The following is a 15,901-nucleotide window of genomic DNA, read 5'->3' on the forward strand; positions in this document are numbered from 1 at the left end:
CCTCCAATGGCACGCATTCAATTCAAGGGCATAACCAAGAACTATGCCGGCGGCGTCATTGCCGTGGATACACTGGACCTCGAGATCCGCGACCGCGAGTTCCTGGTCCTGCTCGGACCGTCGGGCTGCGGGAAGTCGACCACTCTCAACATGATCGCCGGTCTCGAGGATCCGACGTCGGGTGAGCTCTGGTTCGACGACCTCGACGTCACCTTCCTGCCGCCGCACAAGCGCGACGTTGCGATGGTGTTCCAAAGCTATGCGCTCTATCCGCACAAGAACGTCTACGAGAACATCGCGTTCGGCCTGCGCATGCGCAAGGTGGCGAATGACGAGATCGAGCGCCGCGTGCGCGACGCCGCCCGCAAGCTCGAGATCGAGCATCTGCTCGAGCGTCGGCCCGGCCAGCTTTCCGGCGGCCAGCGCCAGCGCGTCGCGCTGGGGCGCGCCATGGTCCGCGAACCGTCCGTGTTCCTGATGGACGAACCGCTTTCCAATCTCGACGCCGCACTGCGCATCTCGATGCGCGCGGAGATCAAGCATCTCCATGCCGCGATGGGCACGACATTCGTCTATGTGACGCACGACCAGGCCGAGGCGCTCACCCTTGCAGACCGTATCGTGGTGATGCAGCACGGCGTCGTCCAGCAGATCGGAACGCCTGACGAGATCTACGAGAAGCCGGCTAACATGTTCGTCGCCTCCTTCCTCGGCTCGCCGCCGATCAACTACCTGCGCGGCACGCTTCAGCAGCAGGGCGACGCGGTCAGCTTCGTCAACGGCGAGGTCCGCCTCGACCTCGACGCCGCGACGACGGCGCGCATCAAAGGGCGGCCCGACGAGGTTGTCATCGGCATCCGGCCGGAGGATGTCGAGCCGAACGGCGCCAGCGGACCTGTGCTGGACGGCCTTGTGGACAGCGTGCTGCCGGTCGGTTCGGATCGCTTCCTCGGCCTCAAGCTGAACGAGACCGATCTTTTCATCCGCGTCGGCAAGGAAGCGCGACAGCAGGAAGGAGACCGCATCAGCTTCGCCCTCGTGCCGGAGCGCATCCATGTCTTCGACGGCGCAAGCGGAAAGAACATCGCAGCCGCATCATGAAGCCTGCCCGATTCTCCTACGCAGCGCCGACATCGATGTCGGAGGCGCTGGCGCTTCTCGCCGAGTCGGAAGACGCCCGCGTCATTGCCGGCGGCCAGAGCCTCGCGCCGATGATGAACATGCGGCTTGCCCAGCCTGAATTGCTGGTCGACATCAACCGGATCGACGGGCTCTCAGGCGTGGGTCTCGACGCGGGTTCGCTGGTGATCGGAGCGATGACGCGTCATGCCGACCTGGCGGGCAACGCTCTGGTGAAGGCCCATGCTCCGGTGCTGGCCTACGCGGCTGGCACCATCGGGCACTATGCGATCCGGCAACGGGGCACCATCGGCGGCAGCCTCGCTCATGCGGATCCCGCGGCGCAACTGCCTCTGGTCTGCATGCTTCTCGATGCGCGGATCGACGCAACCTCGTCGGAGGGTGTGCGGACGATCGAAGCCGCGGATCTCTTCGAGACGCTTTTCACCACGACGCTCGAGCCGTCGGAGATGATCACGTCGATCTGCGTTCCGCTGCTCGAGCCGGGACACGGGTGGGGTTTTCGCCTGTTCAACCGTCGCGCCGGCGACTTCGCGGAGGTCAGCGCGGCGGCGATTGTGTTCAACCGGGAAGGCGAGGCGGCTGTGCGGCTGGCGCTCGGCGCCATCGCGTCCGCGCCATTCCGCGCCGACGATCTGCTGCCCGAATTCGACCCGCAGGATGCAGGCTGGCCGACAAGGGCCGCAGCGATCGTTGCCGAAGCGGCTCCGATTGAGGACAACGCGCGGATGCCGGCCGATTACCGCCGTGAGGTGCTGCAGGCGCTGCTGGAAGACGTGTTGCGTGATGCGATGAGGCGGGCATGATTGTTGAAGCATACGAAAGGCTGCCCATCGCGCTGACGGTCAATGGTCGCAGCTACGATGTCACGGTCGAACCCCGGCGTCTCCTTTCCGACGTGCTTCGGGAGGATTGCGGGCTGACCGGAACCCATGTCGGCTGCGAGCATGGCGTGTGCGGGGCATGCACGGTTCTCATCGACGGCCGCCCCGCGCGCTCCTGCCTCACCTACGCCGTGCAGATGCAGGGCGCTTCGATCACCACGATCGAGCACCACGGCGCTTCGGGTGAACTGTCGGCGCTTCAGCAGGCGCTGCATGAGCGCCACGGGCTGCAGTGCGGGTTCTGCACGCCGGGCATCGTGATGACGATGCAGGCCTGGCTGGACGAGAATCCCGAGCCGACCGAGGAAGGCGTCCGTGAAGCGCTTTCCGGCAACATCTGCCGCTGCACCGGATACCAGAACATCGTCGACGCCGTACTCGTCGCAGCCGGCAGGCAGGCGGACATGCGGAAGGCCGGGAAATGAGCAGTGCCGAGATCATTGGAAAGCCGTTGCTGCGGCGCGAGGATCGCCGGTTGCTTGTTGGGCAGGGGCGTTACCTTGACGATCTGGCCGTTCCCGGGGCGCTGCATGTCTGCTTTGTCCGCTCGCCCTACGCTCATGCAAGGATCGTTTCGATCGACGCAAGCGCGGCGGTGGAGATTGAAGGCGTCGTTGGCGTCTTCACCGGCGTCGAACTCGCTGAGTGGACGACGCCGCTGCGCATGGCTCCGGCGATCGAGGGCCTGCTGCCCGTCGAGTCCACCGCACTGCCGCTCGACAAGGTGCTCTTCATTGGCGATCCCGTTGCCTGCGTCGTGGCCCGCGACCGGTACATCGCAGAGGATGCGGCGGCGCTGGTCGAGGTGGACTACGAGGCGCTCGAAGCCGCAGCCAGCTTCGATGCGGCGGTCGCCGACGGCGCTCCGCTGCTTTATGACGACGTTCCCGGCAATCTCGTGTCCCACCAGGCGTTCTCCAGCGGCGCTCCGGAGAACATCCTCGACACGGCGGAGATCGTCGTTGAAGCGGCGTTTCACCAGCACCGCGTCACCCATGCGCCGATGGAGACGCGTGGCTGCATAGCCGAGTGGGACGAGGGCCAGCAGCGCCTGACCTTCCGGCTGGGCAGTCAGGCTCCGCATCCGCTGCGGTCCCAGCTCGCCAGGCGGCTGATGCTGGAGGAATCCCAGGTTCGCATCATCTGCCCGGACATTGGCGGCGCCTTCGGCCAGAAGATCGCATTGCTGCGGGAAGAGCTGGTGGTGGCGGCGCTCTCGCGCCACCTGCGACGGCCGGTCCGCTGGCTCGAGGACCGCATGGAGAACCTGCTCGCTGCAGTTCACGCGCGGCAGGAGAGTTGCCGGACGCGCGCAGCCGTCTCCCCGGATGGCCGTATCCTGGCCCTCACGCTCAGCATGGACGTCGATTTCGGGGCCTACTGCTTCTATCCCGCCAACTACATGGCGCGCGTCGTCGCGATGATCCTCACCGGGCCGTACCGCATTTCGAGCTACGGCTACGACGTCAAGGTTGCGCTGACCAACAAGTGCGGCAGCGGACCCATGCGGGCGCCGATGGCGATCGCGTCATGGGTGATGGAGGGCACGATCGAGGCTATCGCCCGGCGTCTCGGACTGGATCCGGTGGCGGTGCGGCGGGTCAATCTGCTGCGGGATGCCGACTTGCCCTACGCCATGCAGACCGGCGAGGTGGCTGGGGACATCACGCCGGCCCAGTGCCTCGATCGGCTGCTTGCGGATGCCGAGTACGACGCGTTCCGCAAGCGTCAGGCCGAGGATCGCGAGCGGGGCGTCTACCGCGGCCTTGGCCTGTGCTCCGTGGTCGAGCCGTCCACCTATGGTTCCGCCTTCTACAAGGCTGCGGCTATCCCCGGCTCCGGCCATGAAGCCGGCTGGGTGAAGGTCGAGCCGAGCGGCGCGGTCAACGCATCCGTCGGCCTGATGGGATCAGGCCACGGCTACGAGACCGTCTTCGCCCAGGTCGTCGCGGAAGGGCTCGGGGTCGACGCGGAGACTGTCCGCATCCACATGGGCGATACGGATGTTGCGCCCTATGGCATGGGCACGCGCGGGGCGAGGGGCGCCACCGCCGGCGGCAGCGTCCTGCTTCTGGCGGCCCAGGCGGTGCGGCGTAAGGCGTTGACCATCGCCGCGTCGATGCTGAACCTGAACACGGCGGATGAGCTGCAACTGCAAGCGGGACGCGTGCAACGCCGCCTCGCCGACCAGTGGAGCGACACGGGCGTCACCCTCGCGTCGATTGCGCATGTCGCCTATCTCGATCCGTTGCGGTTGCCGGAAGGACTCGAACCCGGCCTGGAAGCGCACCGCGCCTACGATCCGCCGCCGATGACCTACTCGAACGCGGCCCACGCTTGCGAGGTGCTGGTCGATGTCCGCACCGGAAAGGTGACCGTCGAGCGCCACACCGTCGTCGAGGATTGCGGCCGCGTTCTCAATCCGATGATCGTCGAAGGTCAGCAGCATGGCGCCATCGCCATGGGCCTCAGCGGCGCGCTGCTTGAAGAGGTCGTCTACGACGAGGACGGCCAGAACCTTACCGGCAGCTTCGCGGACTACTCGATCGCGACGGCGGTCGAGATCCCGCCGATGCGCGTGATCAATCTCGGCAAGCCGAGCAGTTCCACGCCGATCGGCAGCAAGGGCATGTCGGAAGGCGGCGTGATGGGCGCCATCGGCGCCGTCACCAACGCCGTCAACGACGCCCTTGCTCCATTCGGCGTCGTCGCGGAAAGACTGCCTCTCAGCCCGCAATATCTTCGTTCTCTCCTCAGAGGAAAAACATGAGCTCGACCACGTCCGCTGAGAAGCAGACCATTGCATTCATCGGCCTCGGCATCATGGGAGCGGCGATGGCCGCGAACCTGCTCAAGGCAGGCTTTCCGCTGCATGTCAGCACGCGCAGCCCCGAGAAGGCGGCGCTGCTGGTTGCCGCGGGCGCGGTTCTTCACGACACGGCCGGCGCCGCCGCGGCCGAGGCCGACGTGGTGATCACCATCGTCGGCCTGCCGAGCGACGTCGAAGACGTCTATTTCTCGCAAGGCGGCATCATCGAGCGCGCCAGGCCAGGCGCGCTGCTCATCGACATGACGACGTCCAGCCCCTCGCTCGCGACGCGTATCGCAGAGGCGGCGGCGCAGCGCGGACTCGACGCGCTCGATGCTCCGGTCTCCGGTGGCGACATCGGCGCGCGCGAAGGCCGCCTTTCGATCATGGTCGGTGGCGATGTCGAGGCGTTCGAGCGGGCAATGCCGGTCTTTGCCGCCATGGGCACGAACATCGCGCATCAGGGTCCGGCGGGCGCCGGCCAGCACACCAAGATGTGCAACCAGATCGTCATAGCCTCGACGATGCTGGGCGTGGCGGAGAGCGTGGCCTACGCGCGTGCGGCGGGCCTCGATGCGGCGAAAGTCCTCGGCTCGATCGGCACCGGCGCGGCAGGCGGCTTCCTGCTCAACGCATTGGGACCCAGGATGGTCGACGCCGACTATGCGCCCGGCTTCATGATCGAGCACTTCGCCAAGGACATGTCGATCGCGATCGCCGAGGCCGAAGCCTACGGCCTCGACCTCGTAGGGCTCAAGGCGTCCATACAGCAATATGGCCGACGGCTCGACGCGGGCGACGCCCGCGAGGGCACCCAGGCGGTCATCAAGTCCTACGACGCTCCAGGCCAATGAGTCCCACCTGTCGGCGCAGCGGAGCCGCCATGTCTGTCACCGATGACATCGTCGAACTGGCCAGGCGCTGGAGGCAGGATCTCCACCGCCATCCCGAACTCGCATTCGAGGAGCACCGCACGAGCGCCTTCATAGCTTCGGTGCTCGGTGAATGCGGGATCGAATTGCGTCGCGGCTATGGGAAGACCGGCATCGTCGGCACACTGTCCAGGGGCCACTCGTCACGGGCCATTGCGATCCGCGCCGACATGGACGCGCTTGCGATCATGGAGCAGACCGGGGCCGCACATGCCTCGACGGTTCCCGGCGTCATGCATGCCTGCGGGCACGACGGCCACGTCTCGATGCTGCTTGCCGCAGCGAAGGCGGCCGCCGCGCGCACAGATCTCGACGGGACGGTTCACTTCATCTTCCAGCCTGCCGAAGAGGTGTATGGCGGCGCCCGGGTGATGATGGATGACGGCCTTTTCCGCGACATCTCGCCGGCATCGATCTATGCGCTGCACAACTGGCCGGGGCTGGAGCCGGGCCGGGTCGTCGCGCGCGACGGCGCCATGATGGCGGCTTTCGCGACCTTCCAGATCGATGTCGTCGGTCGTGGCGCGCATGGCGCGATGCCGCATGAAGGCGCCGACCCGGTGACGGCCGCCGGACAGCTGATCAGCGCGCTGCAGGCCATCACGGCGCGAAATGTCTCCCCGCTCCGTTCATCCGTGGTTTCGGTCACCCAGATGACCGGCGGCGACACCTACAACGTCATTCCCGAAAAAGTCTGCCTGCGCGGCACCACCCGCTGGTTCGACGCTCAGGTCGGCGATCTGATCGAGAGGCGGCTGGCCCACATCGCGACGCATGTCTGCGCCGCCCATGAGTGCGTGGCGCAGGTCCAGTACGACCGGCGCTATCCGGCGACGATCAACCACGCGGGCAGCGCGGAGGTGCTTCGGGCCGCAGCGACGGCGGCCGGCCTCGACGTGGTCGACGCCGATCCGAGCATGGCGTCCGAGGACTTCGCCTTCATGCTGGAGGAACGCAGCGGAGCCTATCTCTGGCTCGGCTCGCAACGCGACGGTGAAAACCCCGGCCTTCACTCTCCGAGGTTCGATTTCAACGATGCGGTTCTGGCCGACGGCATCGCACTCTGGGATGGCCTCCTCACAATGGAACTGGGACAGGCCTAGAGGGTCTCTCCCGCATTTCCCACAGGACAAGGGACACCGCCATGGAGCTCAAAGGCGAACAACTCATTGCTGCCCCCCGGCACGTCGTCTGGGCGGCCATCAACGACCCGGACGTCCTGCGGGCGAGCATCCCGGGCTGCGAGGACCTCGAGGGCAGCGTCGACGACGGCTTCACCGCCAGGGTCGTCATCAAGATCGGACCGATCAAGGCCAGGTTCAGCGGGGCGGTCACCATCAGCGGCGTGAACGCGCCTGAAAGCTACCGGCTCTCGGGAGAAGGCAATGGCGGCATTGCGGGCTTTGCCAAGGGCGGAGCGGACGTCACCCTGGCCGAAGACGGCGACATGACGCGGCTGTCCTATCTGTGCACCGCGCAGATCGGAGGGAAGCTGGCGCAACTGGGTTCGCGGCTGATCGATTCGACGGCAAAGAAGCTCGCCGACACGTTTTTCCAGAATCTTGCGGCCGAGATCTCGGCGAACCCCGTCAAAATCGCAGCGGCGCAAGGCTGATCGGGCGGCCAACCGATGACGATCGTCCTCTTTTGAGGGCTTTGACGCCCGTGCGGCGTAGAGCGCCGCCCATGCGACGCAGCGAACAGCCACTGAAACTTGCGGCCAGCCCGGCCGGCCGGTAAACGACCGTCCTCAGGCCATCGCCTCCGGCGATGGCGCGGGAACATTCGTCAAACCTCGTTCCGGAGGCCCTCGTTGAAAAAGTTCGTTCTCACCGTCACCTGCGCACGCACGCGGGGCATCGTGGCGGCCATTGCAACCTTCCTTGCGAACAATGGCTGCAACATCACCGACGCCTCGCAGTTCGACGACGTGCAGACCGGCCGCTTCTTCATGCGGGTGAGCTTCGCGTCGGAGCAGGGCGTCGGGCTGGAGGCGCTTCTCGAGGGCTTTGCGGACGTCGCGCAGCCCTTCGGGATGGAGTGGGCCATCCATGACGAGGCGCAGCGCATGAAGGCGGTCGTGATGGTCTCGCGCTTCGGCCACTGCCTCAACGATCTGCTCTATCGCTGGCGGATCGGAGCGCTGCCCATCGACATCGTGGCCGTCATCTCCAATCACCTCGACTACCAGAAGGTGGTGGTCAACCACGACATCCCCTTCCACTACATCCGGGTGACGAAGGACAACAAGCCGGAGGCGGAGGCGCAGCAGATGCGCATCGTGGAGGACACCGGCGCCGAGCTCATCGTCCTCGCCCGCTACATGCAGGTGCTTTCCGACGAGATGTGCCGGAAGATGTCGGGACGCATCATCAACATCCACCACTCCTTCCTGCCGTCCTTCAAGGGCGCCAACCCGTACAAGCAGGCCTTCGAGCGCGGGGTCAAGCTGATCGGCGCCACGTCGCACTACGTGACGGCCGACCTCGACGAGGGGCCGATCATCGAGCAGGACGCGATCCGGGTCACCCACGCGCAGAGCGCGGACGACTATGTGAGCCTCGGCCGCGACGTGGAGAGCCAGGTTCTGGCGCGCGCCATCCACGCCCACATCCACCGGCGCGTGTTTCTCAACGGCGACAAGACGGTCGTGTTTCCCGCGTCGCCCGGCTCCTACGGTTCCGAGCGGATGGGATGATGTCGCGGCCTGCGCGGCATTCGCCCCAGGCTGCTCGGATGTTCCTCACCCGCGCGCGCCGGTTCACATCGAACCGGAAGTAGAGCCGCGCGGCGCGGCCAAGCAATGCGTCTTGCAGGCCGGCGTGATGCTGTTCATGCGGCGAAGCCCGCAAGTCCTTTGACCGGGGATCGATGTTGCAGCATCGGCGAATGCTGTCGAGCAGCGCGCCGGTCAGGGTTTGGCGTGTCCGGGCAACAGGTCCTGCTACGAGCTCATCTTCGAGAAATGGCAGCCCCGCACCGCAAACCACCCTAACCGCAGCAATCACAAGCAGGCGTTCGTACAACGTTCAGGGCGATCGCTCATACGGACTGCCAATAAGGCTGTATGACAGCTTGACACCTTTTTTGTGTCTCCGTATTGGAGTCGCCAGTTTCGTCGCGCAGATACGGACGGCGAACCCACTGCCGAGAGGTTTGCCTTGCTCGTGAGTGCGAGTGGAGAAGCCTCCAGGTGGCCTAACGGAGGAATATATGAACAGGCTACTCTACACCGCCTCGATCCTTGCCGCGCTCTCGAGTGCTTCCGGGCCCGTCCTGGCGCAGGAAAGATCTGACGGTGTGCTGACCGTCGCGACCATTGGCGAGCCGCCGTCGCTCGACATCATGCAGACCACCATCGATCTCGTCCTGGTGATCGGCAACCACATCTTCGAGACGCTCTACACCTACGACGCACAGTGGAAGCCGGCGCCGCTCCTGGCTGCCGCGCTGCCCGAGATTTCCGAGGACGGCCTGACCTATCGTATTCCGCTGCGCGAGGGCCTCAAATTCCACGACGGCAGCGATTTCGACTCCAAGGACGTCGTCGCTTCGCTGAACCGCTGGATGTCGGTCCACGCCAAGGGCAAGCAGGTCGCGGCCATGGTCGACGGCATTGCGGAGGACGGAGCCAACGCCGTCGTCATCAAGCTGAAGTCACGCTACGCCCCGCTGGTCGCAACATTGTCCCAGGCTTCGGTGATCATTCCGTCCGAGACGGTCGCCGATACGCTGACCCAGTTCATCGGCACCGGTCCCTATGCGCTGAAGGAGCGCAAGCCCGACCAGTACACCCAGCTCGTCCGCTTCGAGGACTACAAGTCGCCGGAAGGCGAAACGAGCAACTATGCCGGAAAGCGCGTGCCGATCGCCAAGGAAGTGCGGTTCGTGCCGGTTCCCGACGCCAACACGCGCGTCGAGGGCATCATCTCCGGGCAGTTCGACTTTGCCGACGCCTTGCCGGTCAGCGCCTTCGAGCGGCTGGAGTCCAGCGGCACGGTCAAGCCGATCATCTATCAGAACGCCGGCTGGCTGTCGCTCAACATGAACATGAAGGAAGGCCTGCTCACCAACAAGGCGCTCCGTCAGGCGGTGCAGGCGGCGCTCAACCCGTCCGACATGATGCTGGCCGCCTTCTCCGACGAGCGCTTCTTCAACATCGATGGCTCGATCTTCCCGAAGGAATTCTTCTGGCATGCCGAAGACGGCGTCGCACGCTACGGCGAGGGCGACCAGGAAGCGGCAGGGGCCTTGCTCAAGGAGGCTGGCTACGACGGTACGCCGTTGCGTATCCTGACCAGCCGCCAGTACGAGTTCCACTACAAGGCAGGCGAAGTGGCCAAGGCCTATCTCGAGGCCGCCGGCTTCAAGGTCGACATGCAGGTGGTGGACTGGGCGACGCTGACCACCCGCCGCGCCGATCCGGCGCAGTGGGACATCTTCATCACCCACTCCAACTTCCCGGCTGATCCGACGACGATCAACACCATCACGGATACCTATCCGGGCTGGTACGTGTCGGATGCGAAGGCCAAGGCGGTGGCCGCCTACATGGACGCCACCACCGACGACGCCAAGCTCGAAGCCTGGAAGGGCATCCAGACGGTCATCTACGACGACGCGCCGCTCTACAAGGTCGGCAACTTCAATGCGCTCTCGGGCCTGTCCGCGGCGGTCACCGGCTACACGCCGACCTACTGGCCGCATTTCTGGAACGTGACGCCGAAGCAGTGAGGCGCTGAACAATGTCGAGGGTCGCTCGGGCGCTGTTGGAACGACTGGTGGGCATGTTGATCGTGCTCGCCCTCGTGGTGACGGTCGTCTTCATCATCGTGCGGGTGACCCCCGGCGATCCGGCCGCCGTGATGCTCGGCTCGGACGCCACGCCGGAAGACATCGCTGATCTGCGCACCAGGCTGGGCCTCGATGCGCCGCTGCTCGTCCAGTACGGCCAGTTCGTGCTGGGCATCCTCAAGGGCGACCTCGGCCAGTCGATCTTCCTCGGCCAGCCGGTCACCCAGGCGCTGGCGAGCCGCGCCGAGCCGACCTTCTTCCTGACGCTGTTCTCGATCCTCATTGCGGTGACCATCGCGCTGCCGGTCGGCATCCTGTCGGCGGTGCGGCGCGGCACGCTGTTCGACCAGATCGTCGTCACCCTGACCATGGTGGCGGCCAGCATCCCGAGTTTTTGGCTGGGGCTGATCCTGATCCAGGTCTTCGCCGTCGGCCAGGGCTGGTTCCCGGCCTCCGGCTATGGCGGCCCCGACACCGGCTTCCTCGAGCGGCTGCACCACCTGGTGCTGCCGGCGATCGCGCTCGGCGTCGTCAACTCGGCGCTGATCACCCGCTTCACCCGCGCCGCCATGCTCGACGTGCTCAGCGACGACTATGTGCGCACGGCGCGCGCCAAGGGCGCCGGCGAGATGCGGGTCATCCTCAAGCATGCGCTGAAGAACGCGCTGGTGCCGATCATCACCGTGATCGGCCTGTCGATCGCCATGCTGGTCGCCGGCGCGGTGGTCACCGAGACGGTGTTCGGGCTGCCCGGCATCGGCAACCTGGTGGTGTCGGCGGTGCTGCGGCGCGACTATCCCGTCATCCAGGGGGCGCTGCTGGTCGTCGCCGCCATCTACGTGCTGATCAATTTCGGCGTCGACATGCTCTATATCCTCGTCGATCCCAGGGTGCGGCTGTGACGGTCGGCTCCCTCACCCTGCCGCTCGCGTCGGGCCTGCGCCAGCTGTTCCGCAACCGCGCCATCGCCTTTGGCGCGGCGATCCTGCTCATCGTCGTGCTCGCCGCCCTGCTGGCGCCATGGATCGCGCCCTATGCGCCCAACAAGCTGTCGATCGTCAACAAGCTCAAGGCGCCGTCGCTGACCCACCTGTTCGGCACCGACGAGTTCGGCCGCGACATCTTCTCGCGCGCCATCTATGCCGGCCGCATCTCGCTGCTGGTCAGCCTCGGCGTCGTCTGCATCTCGACCCTGCTCGGCGTCTTCCTCGGCGTCGCCGCCGGCTTCTTCCGCAAGCTCGACGCGCCGATCTCGCGGCTGCTCGACGCCATGATGTCGTTCCCCGACATCCTGCTCGCCATCGCCCTGGTGGCCGCGCTCGGGCCGTCGCTGACGACGGTGATCCTGGCGCTCGGCATCACCTATGCGCCGCGCCTCGCCCGCATCGTGCGCGGCTCGACGCTGGTGCTGCGCGAACTGCCCTATATCGAGGCGGCGGTGGCGCTCGGGCTGCCCACCTGGCAGGTGCTGCTGCGCCACGTGCTGCTCAACCTCGCCTCGCCGATCCTCGTCCAGGCGACCTTCGTCTTCGCCTCGGCGATGCTGGCGGAGGCGAGCCTGTCGTTCCTCGGCGTCGGCGTCTCCACCGACATGCCGACCTGGGGCACGATGCTGGCCTCGGGCCGCGAGTTCATGAACAACGCGCCCTGGCTGATGGTGTTTCCGGGGCTGGCCATCGTCTTCTCGGTGCTGTCGCTGCAGCTCCTGGGCGACGGCCTGCGCGACCTCGTCGACCCGCGCCTGTCGAAAGAGCGCTGACAAGATGACGCTATCCAGCCCCAAAACCCCGCCGGTGCTGTCGGTGGAGAAGCTGACCACCTCGTTCCGCACGGCCGAGGGCTGGCGGGCGGTGATCCGCGACATCAGCTTCGAGGTCGCGGCCGGCGAGACGGTGGCCATCGTCGGCGAATCCGGCTCCGGCAAGAGCGTCACGGCGCTGTCGGCGATGCGCCTGCTGCCGCCGGGCAAGTCGCGCTGCGAAGGCCGCATCCTGCTCGACGGCCGCGACCTGCTGAAGGCGTCGGAGGCGGAGATGCGCGCCGTGCGCGGCGGCGCGATCGGCATGATCTTCCAGGAGCCGATGACCTCGCTCAACCCGGTCTTCACCATCGGCAACCAGCTGGCCGAGGCGCTGGTGCTGCACCAGGCCATGGGCTGGACGGCGGCCGAGGCGGAAGCCGTCAGGCTGATGGAGCGCGTCCGCATCCCGGCGGCGAGAACCCGGCTGCACGAATATCCGCACAAATTCTCCGGCGGCATGCGCCAGCGCGTGATGATCGCCATGGCGCTCGCCTGCCGGCCAAAGCTGCTCATCGCCGACGAGCCGACGACGGCGCTCGACGTCACCATCCAGGCCGAGATCCTGCACCTCATCCGCGAGCTGCAGGCCGAGGAGAACATGGCCGTGCTGTTCATCACGCACGACATGGGCGTGGTGGCCGAGGTGGCCGACCGCACCGTCGTCATGCTGCGCGGCGACCTCGTCGAGACCGGCCCCACCCAGGCGATCTTCGACGCGCCGCAGCAGGTCTACACCAAGGCGCTGCTCGCCTCGATCCCGCGGCTCGGCGCAATGAGCGGCAGCGAGGTCCCGCGGCGCTTTCCCGAGGTCGACCCAGCCACCGGCGAGGCGGTCGACGGCCGCGCCATGGACGCCGCGGCCAAGGACGCCGCTCCCATCCTGACGGTCTCCGACCTGGCGGTGCGCTTCGACCTGCCCAACGGCCGCATCCACGCGGTCGAGGACGTCTCCTTCGACCTGCGGCCCGGCGAGACGCTGGCGCTGGTCGGCGAATCCGGCTGCGGCAAGTCGACCACCGGCCGCGCCATCCTCAGGCTGGTGCAGCCGACGGCCGGCGCGATCGTCGTCGACGGCCACGACATGAAGACGGCCGGGGCGCGCGAGCTGCGCGCCATGCGGCGCACCTCGCAGATGATCTTCCAGGACCCGTTCGCCTCGCTCAATCCGCGCATCACCGTCGGCTCGGCCATCGCCGAACCGATCCTGGCGCACGGCCTGATGGGCAAGGCGGCGGCCAAGGCGCGCGTCGCCGAGCTGCTCGAGCAGGTCGGCCTGGCGGCGGCGATGGCGGAGCGCTATCCGCACGAATTCTCCGGCGGCCAGCGTCAGCGCATCTCGATCGCCCGCGCCCTGGCGCTCGACCCGAAGCTGATCGTCGCCGACGAGGCGGTGTCGGCGCTCGACGTCTCGGTCAAGGCGCAGGTCTCCAACCTGCTGCTCGACATCCAGCAGCAGCGCGGCCTGGCCTACCTGTTCATCTCGCACGACATGGCCGTCGTCGAGCGCATCAGCCACCGCGTCGCCGTCATGTATCTCGGCGAGATCGTCGAGATCGGGCCGCGCGCCGCGATCTTCGACAATCCGCAGCATCCCTACACCCGGCGCCTCATCGCCGCAGTGCCCGTCCCCGACCCGTCGCGCCGCGGCGCGCTCACCCGCCCGGCCCTCGGCGAGGAGATCAAGAGCCCGCTCCGCCCCTACGACTACACCCCGCCCAAGCGCACCTACCGCGAGGTCTCGCCAGGACACTTCGTGCAGGACCAAGACGGCTGAATACAATGGGACGGCCGGGTGGATCGCTTCGCCCGCATTTCGAATTCTTGAGGATTATATCTCTGTGTAAGCCTGTCTTACAGGTTGACATGCCGATTGGTCCATCGCCATGGTGGACCTCAGGATGGTTGCAATGTTCGATCTGCTGATAACGAATGCGCGAGTGATAGACGGAACCGGTGCGCCGTGGTTCCGCGCCCATGTGGGCGTGCGGGACGGCCGGATCGCGGACGTGTTCTGCGGCGCGCCTGCCGATGCCGAAACGGTCATCGATGCGGGCGATGCGTTTCTCACACCGGGCTTCATCGACGTGCACACGCATGACGACATCGCCTTCCTCCGACGTGGCGGACGCGGGGAGAAGATCGTCCAGGGCGTCACCACGATTGTCACCGGCAACTGCAGCTTCTCGGCATACCCGTTCGTTGGCGACGACGACGCACCGCTTCGCGAACACATAGGCTCCCTGCTTGGGTCAATCCGCCCCGGCGAAGTGTTCTGCGACTACGCCGGCTACCGCGCCGCCCTCCAGGGCGGAGGGATCGGTCCCAACCTGGTTTCGCTGGTCGGCCATGGTCCGATCCGGCTGGCGGTTCTCGGAAACCAGTCGAGGCCTGCGACGCCGGAAGAACGCGAGCGCATGGAACGGCTCCTCGACGTTCAGTTGGAGCAGGGGGCCGCAGGGCTTTCGCTCGGACTGATCTATACGCCGAGCAGTTGGGCCGATGATGCCGAGTTGCGCGGCCTGGCCGACGTGGTGGCCAAGCGCGGGCGTATCCTGGCCGCCCACATTCGCAACTACGACGCGGGGATCGACGAGTCGATCGAAGAGTTTCTCGCCCTCCTGAAGCATAGCGGCTGCAAGGGCCTGCTCTCCCATCTGCAGGTCTGCGGCAGCGAGAACTGGGGACGGATGCCGGAACTGCTCGACAGGCTGGAGGAGGCAAGGCGCGAAGGCATCGACGTGTCGTGCGACATGTATCCCTACACGGCGGGCTCCAGCACCATACTCCAGCTGTTGCCGCCGTCGGCGCAGGAAGGCGGCATCGACGCAATTGTCGATCGTCTTTCCGAACCTGAATCGCGCGAGATCATCCGGCAGGCGGTGGTCGAGGATATTACCGCCGACCTGAACTGGAGGTCCAAGGCAACGCAGATCGGATGGGACAACATCCGTATCGGCGGCGTCGAAGCGGAGAGCCACAAACGCTACGAGGGGCGGTTCATCGCCGAGGCGGCCGAGAGCGAAAGCCGTGACCCCTTCGATCTGGCCGCCGACCTGATCGTCTGCGATTGCGGGCGCAGCAACATGATCATGTTCCAGCAGGACGAGGGCGACCTGCGAAAGGTGCTCGGTCACCGTCTGTACATGTCCGGTTCGGACAGCATCCCGCGTGAGAGCGGGAAGCCGCATCCGCGAGGCGCCGGCACCTTCCCGCGACTGCTGGGGGAGTATGCGCTCAAGGACAACCTGCAGAGCCTTGAGGAAGCCGTGCGCCACATGACGTCATTGCCGGCGCAGCGGTTCAGCCTCTGGGATCGCGGCGTCGTCCGCCCGGGTGCGGTCGCCGATCTGGTGCTGTTCGGCGCAACCGTGATCGACGGAGCGACCTATGACGAGCCGACATTGCCTCCGAAGGGCATCGGCACCGTGATCGTCGGCGGCAAGCTTGTGGTTGTGGACGGAACACCGCAGTCCGAAATGCCGGGCAAGGTGCTCGACGCGGGAAAACGCATGAGCCTTGCTTGATCGGCTGAGTTGAGGGA

Annotated in this window: 13 protein-coding genes; all 13 read left to right on the forward strand. The window is 66.3% G+C overall.

The window, feature by feature from the left end; all coding sequences use genetic code 11:
- Positions 1 to 6 precede the first annotated feature (6 nt).
- The 13 genes from PD284_RS25250 to PD284_RS25310 all read left to right on the forward strand — a co-directional run bounded on the left by PD284_RS25250 (position 7) and on the right by PD284_RS25310 (position 15,884).
- Complete coding sequence (locus tag PD284_RS25250; RefSeq protein ID WP_274631101.1) at positions 7 to 1,101, forward strand: ABC transporter ATP-binding protein; 1,095 nt, start codon at positions 7 to 9, stop codon at positions 1,099 to 1,101.
- Positions 1,098 to 1,946: an FAD binding domain-containing protein gene (locus PD284_RS25255; RefSeq protein WP_274631102.1), complete on the forward strand. Its 849-nt coding sequence runs from the start codon at positions 1,098 to 1,100 to the stop codon at positions 1,944 to 1,946. Before PD284_RS25250 ends, PD284_RS25255 begins: the two co-directional genes overlap by 4 nt.
- The gene (locus PD284_RS25260) at positions 1,943 to 2,449 is read left to right on the forward strand and encodes a (2Fe-2S)-binding protein (protein WP_274631103.1); all 507 of its coding nucleotides are present in this window, start codon (positions 1,943 to 1,945) and stop codon (positions 2,447 to 2,449) included. The genes PD284_RS25255 and PD284_RS25260 overlap by 4 nt, the downstream gene beginning before the upstream one ends.
- A complete protein-coding gene (locus PD284_RS25265) occupies positions 2,446 to 4,794 on the forward strand; it encodes a xanthine dehydrogenase family protein molybdopterin-binding subunit (RefSeq protein ID WP_274631104.1) in 2,349 nt (782 codons plus the stop codon). The genes PD284_RS25260 and PD284_RS25265 overlap by 4 nt, the downstream gene beginning before the upstream one ends.
- Positions 4,791 to 5,687 carry an NAD(P)-dependent oxidoreductase gene (locus PD284_RS25270; protein ID WP_274631105.1) on the forward strand — a complete coding sequence of 299 codons (897 nt, stop codon included), beginning with the start codon at positions 4,791 to 4,793 and terminating at the stop codon, positions 5,685 to 5,687. Before PD284_RS25265 ends, PD284_RS25270 begins: the two co-directional genes overlap by 4 nt.
- Before the next feature lie 29 nt (positions 5,688 to 5,716).
- On the forward strand, positions 5,717 to 6,868 hold the full coding sequence (locus PD284_RS25275) for an amidohydrolase (RefSeq protein ID WP_274631106.1): 1,152 nt from the start codon (positions 5,717 to 5,719) through the stop codon (positions 6,866 to 6,868).
- Positions 6,869 to 6,909: 41 nt separating this feature from the next.
- On the forward strand, positions 6,910 to 7,380 hold the full coding sequence (locus PD284_RS25280; RefSeq protein ID WP_274631107.1) for an SRPBCC family protein: 471 nt from the start codon (positions 6,910 to 6,912) through the stop codon (positions 7,378 to 7,380).
- A 198-nt stretch (positions 7,381 to 7,578) separates the two neighbouring features.
- Positions 7,579 to 8,463, forward strand: coding sequence for a formyltetrahydrofolate deformylase (gene purU / locus PD284_RS25285; RefSeq protein WP_274631108.1), 885 nt, complete (start codon positions 7,579 to 7,581; stop codon positions 8,461 to 8,463).
- Between the two features lie 515 nt (positions 8,464 to 8,978).
- Positions 8,979 to 10,499, forward strand: coding sequence for an ABC transporter substrate-binding protein (locus PD284_RS25290; RefSeq protein ID WP_274631109.1), 1,521 nt, complete (start codon positions 8,979 to 8,981; stop codon positions 10,497 to 10,499).
- Between the two features lie 11 nt (positions 10,500 to 10,510).
- Entirely contained in the window at positions 10,511 to 11,461 is a 951-nt protein-coding gene (locus tag PD284_RS25295; RefSeq protein WP_274631110.1) for an ABC transporter permease, read from the forward strand.
- A complete protein-coding gene (locus tag PD284_RS25300) occupies positions 11,458 to 12,318 on the forward strand; it encodes an ABC transporter permease (RefSeq protein WP_274631111.1) in 861 nt (286 codons plus the stop codon). The genes PD284_RS25295 and PD284_RS25300 overlap by 4 nt, the downstream gene beginning before the upstream one ends.
- A 4-nt stretch (positions 12,319 to 12,322) precedes the next feature.
- Positions 12,323 to 14,134, forward strand: a complete 1,812-nt coding sequence (locus PD284_RS25305) for an ABC transporter ATP-binding protein (protein ID WP_274626541.1) — start codon at positions 12,323 to 12,325, stop codon at positions 14,132 to 14,134.
- Between the two features lie 133 nt (positions 14,135 to 14,267).
- Positions 14,268 to 15,884, forward strand: coding sequence for an N-acyl-D-amino-acid deacylase family protein (locus PD284_RS25310; RefSeq protein ID WP_274631112.1), 1,617 nt, complete (start codon positions 14,268 to 14,270; stop codon positions 15,882 to 15,884).
- The last annotated feature ends 17 nt before the right edge of the window (positions 15,885 to 15,901 follow it).

The organism is Mesorhizobium shangrilense, from assembly GCF_028826155.1.
Lineage (GTDB): Bacteria > Pseudomonadota > Alphaproteobacteria > Rhizobiales > Rhizobiaceae > Arvimicrobium > Arvimicrobium flavum.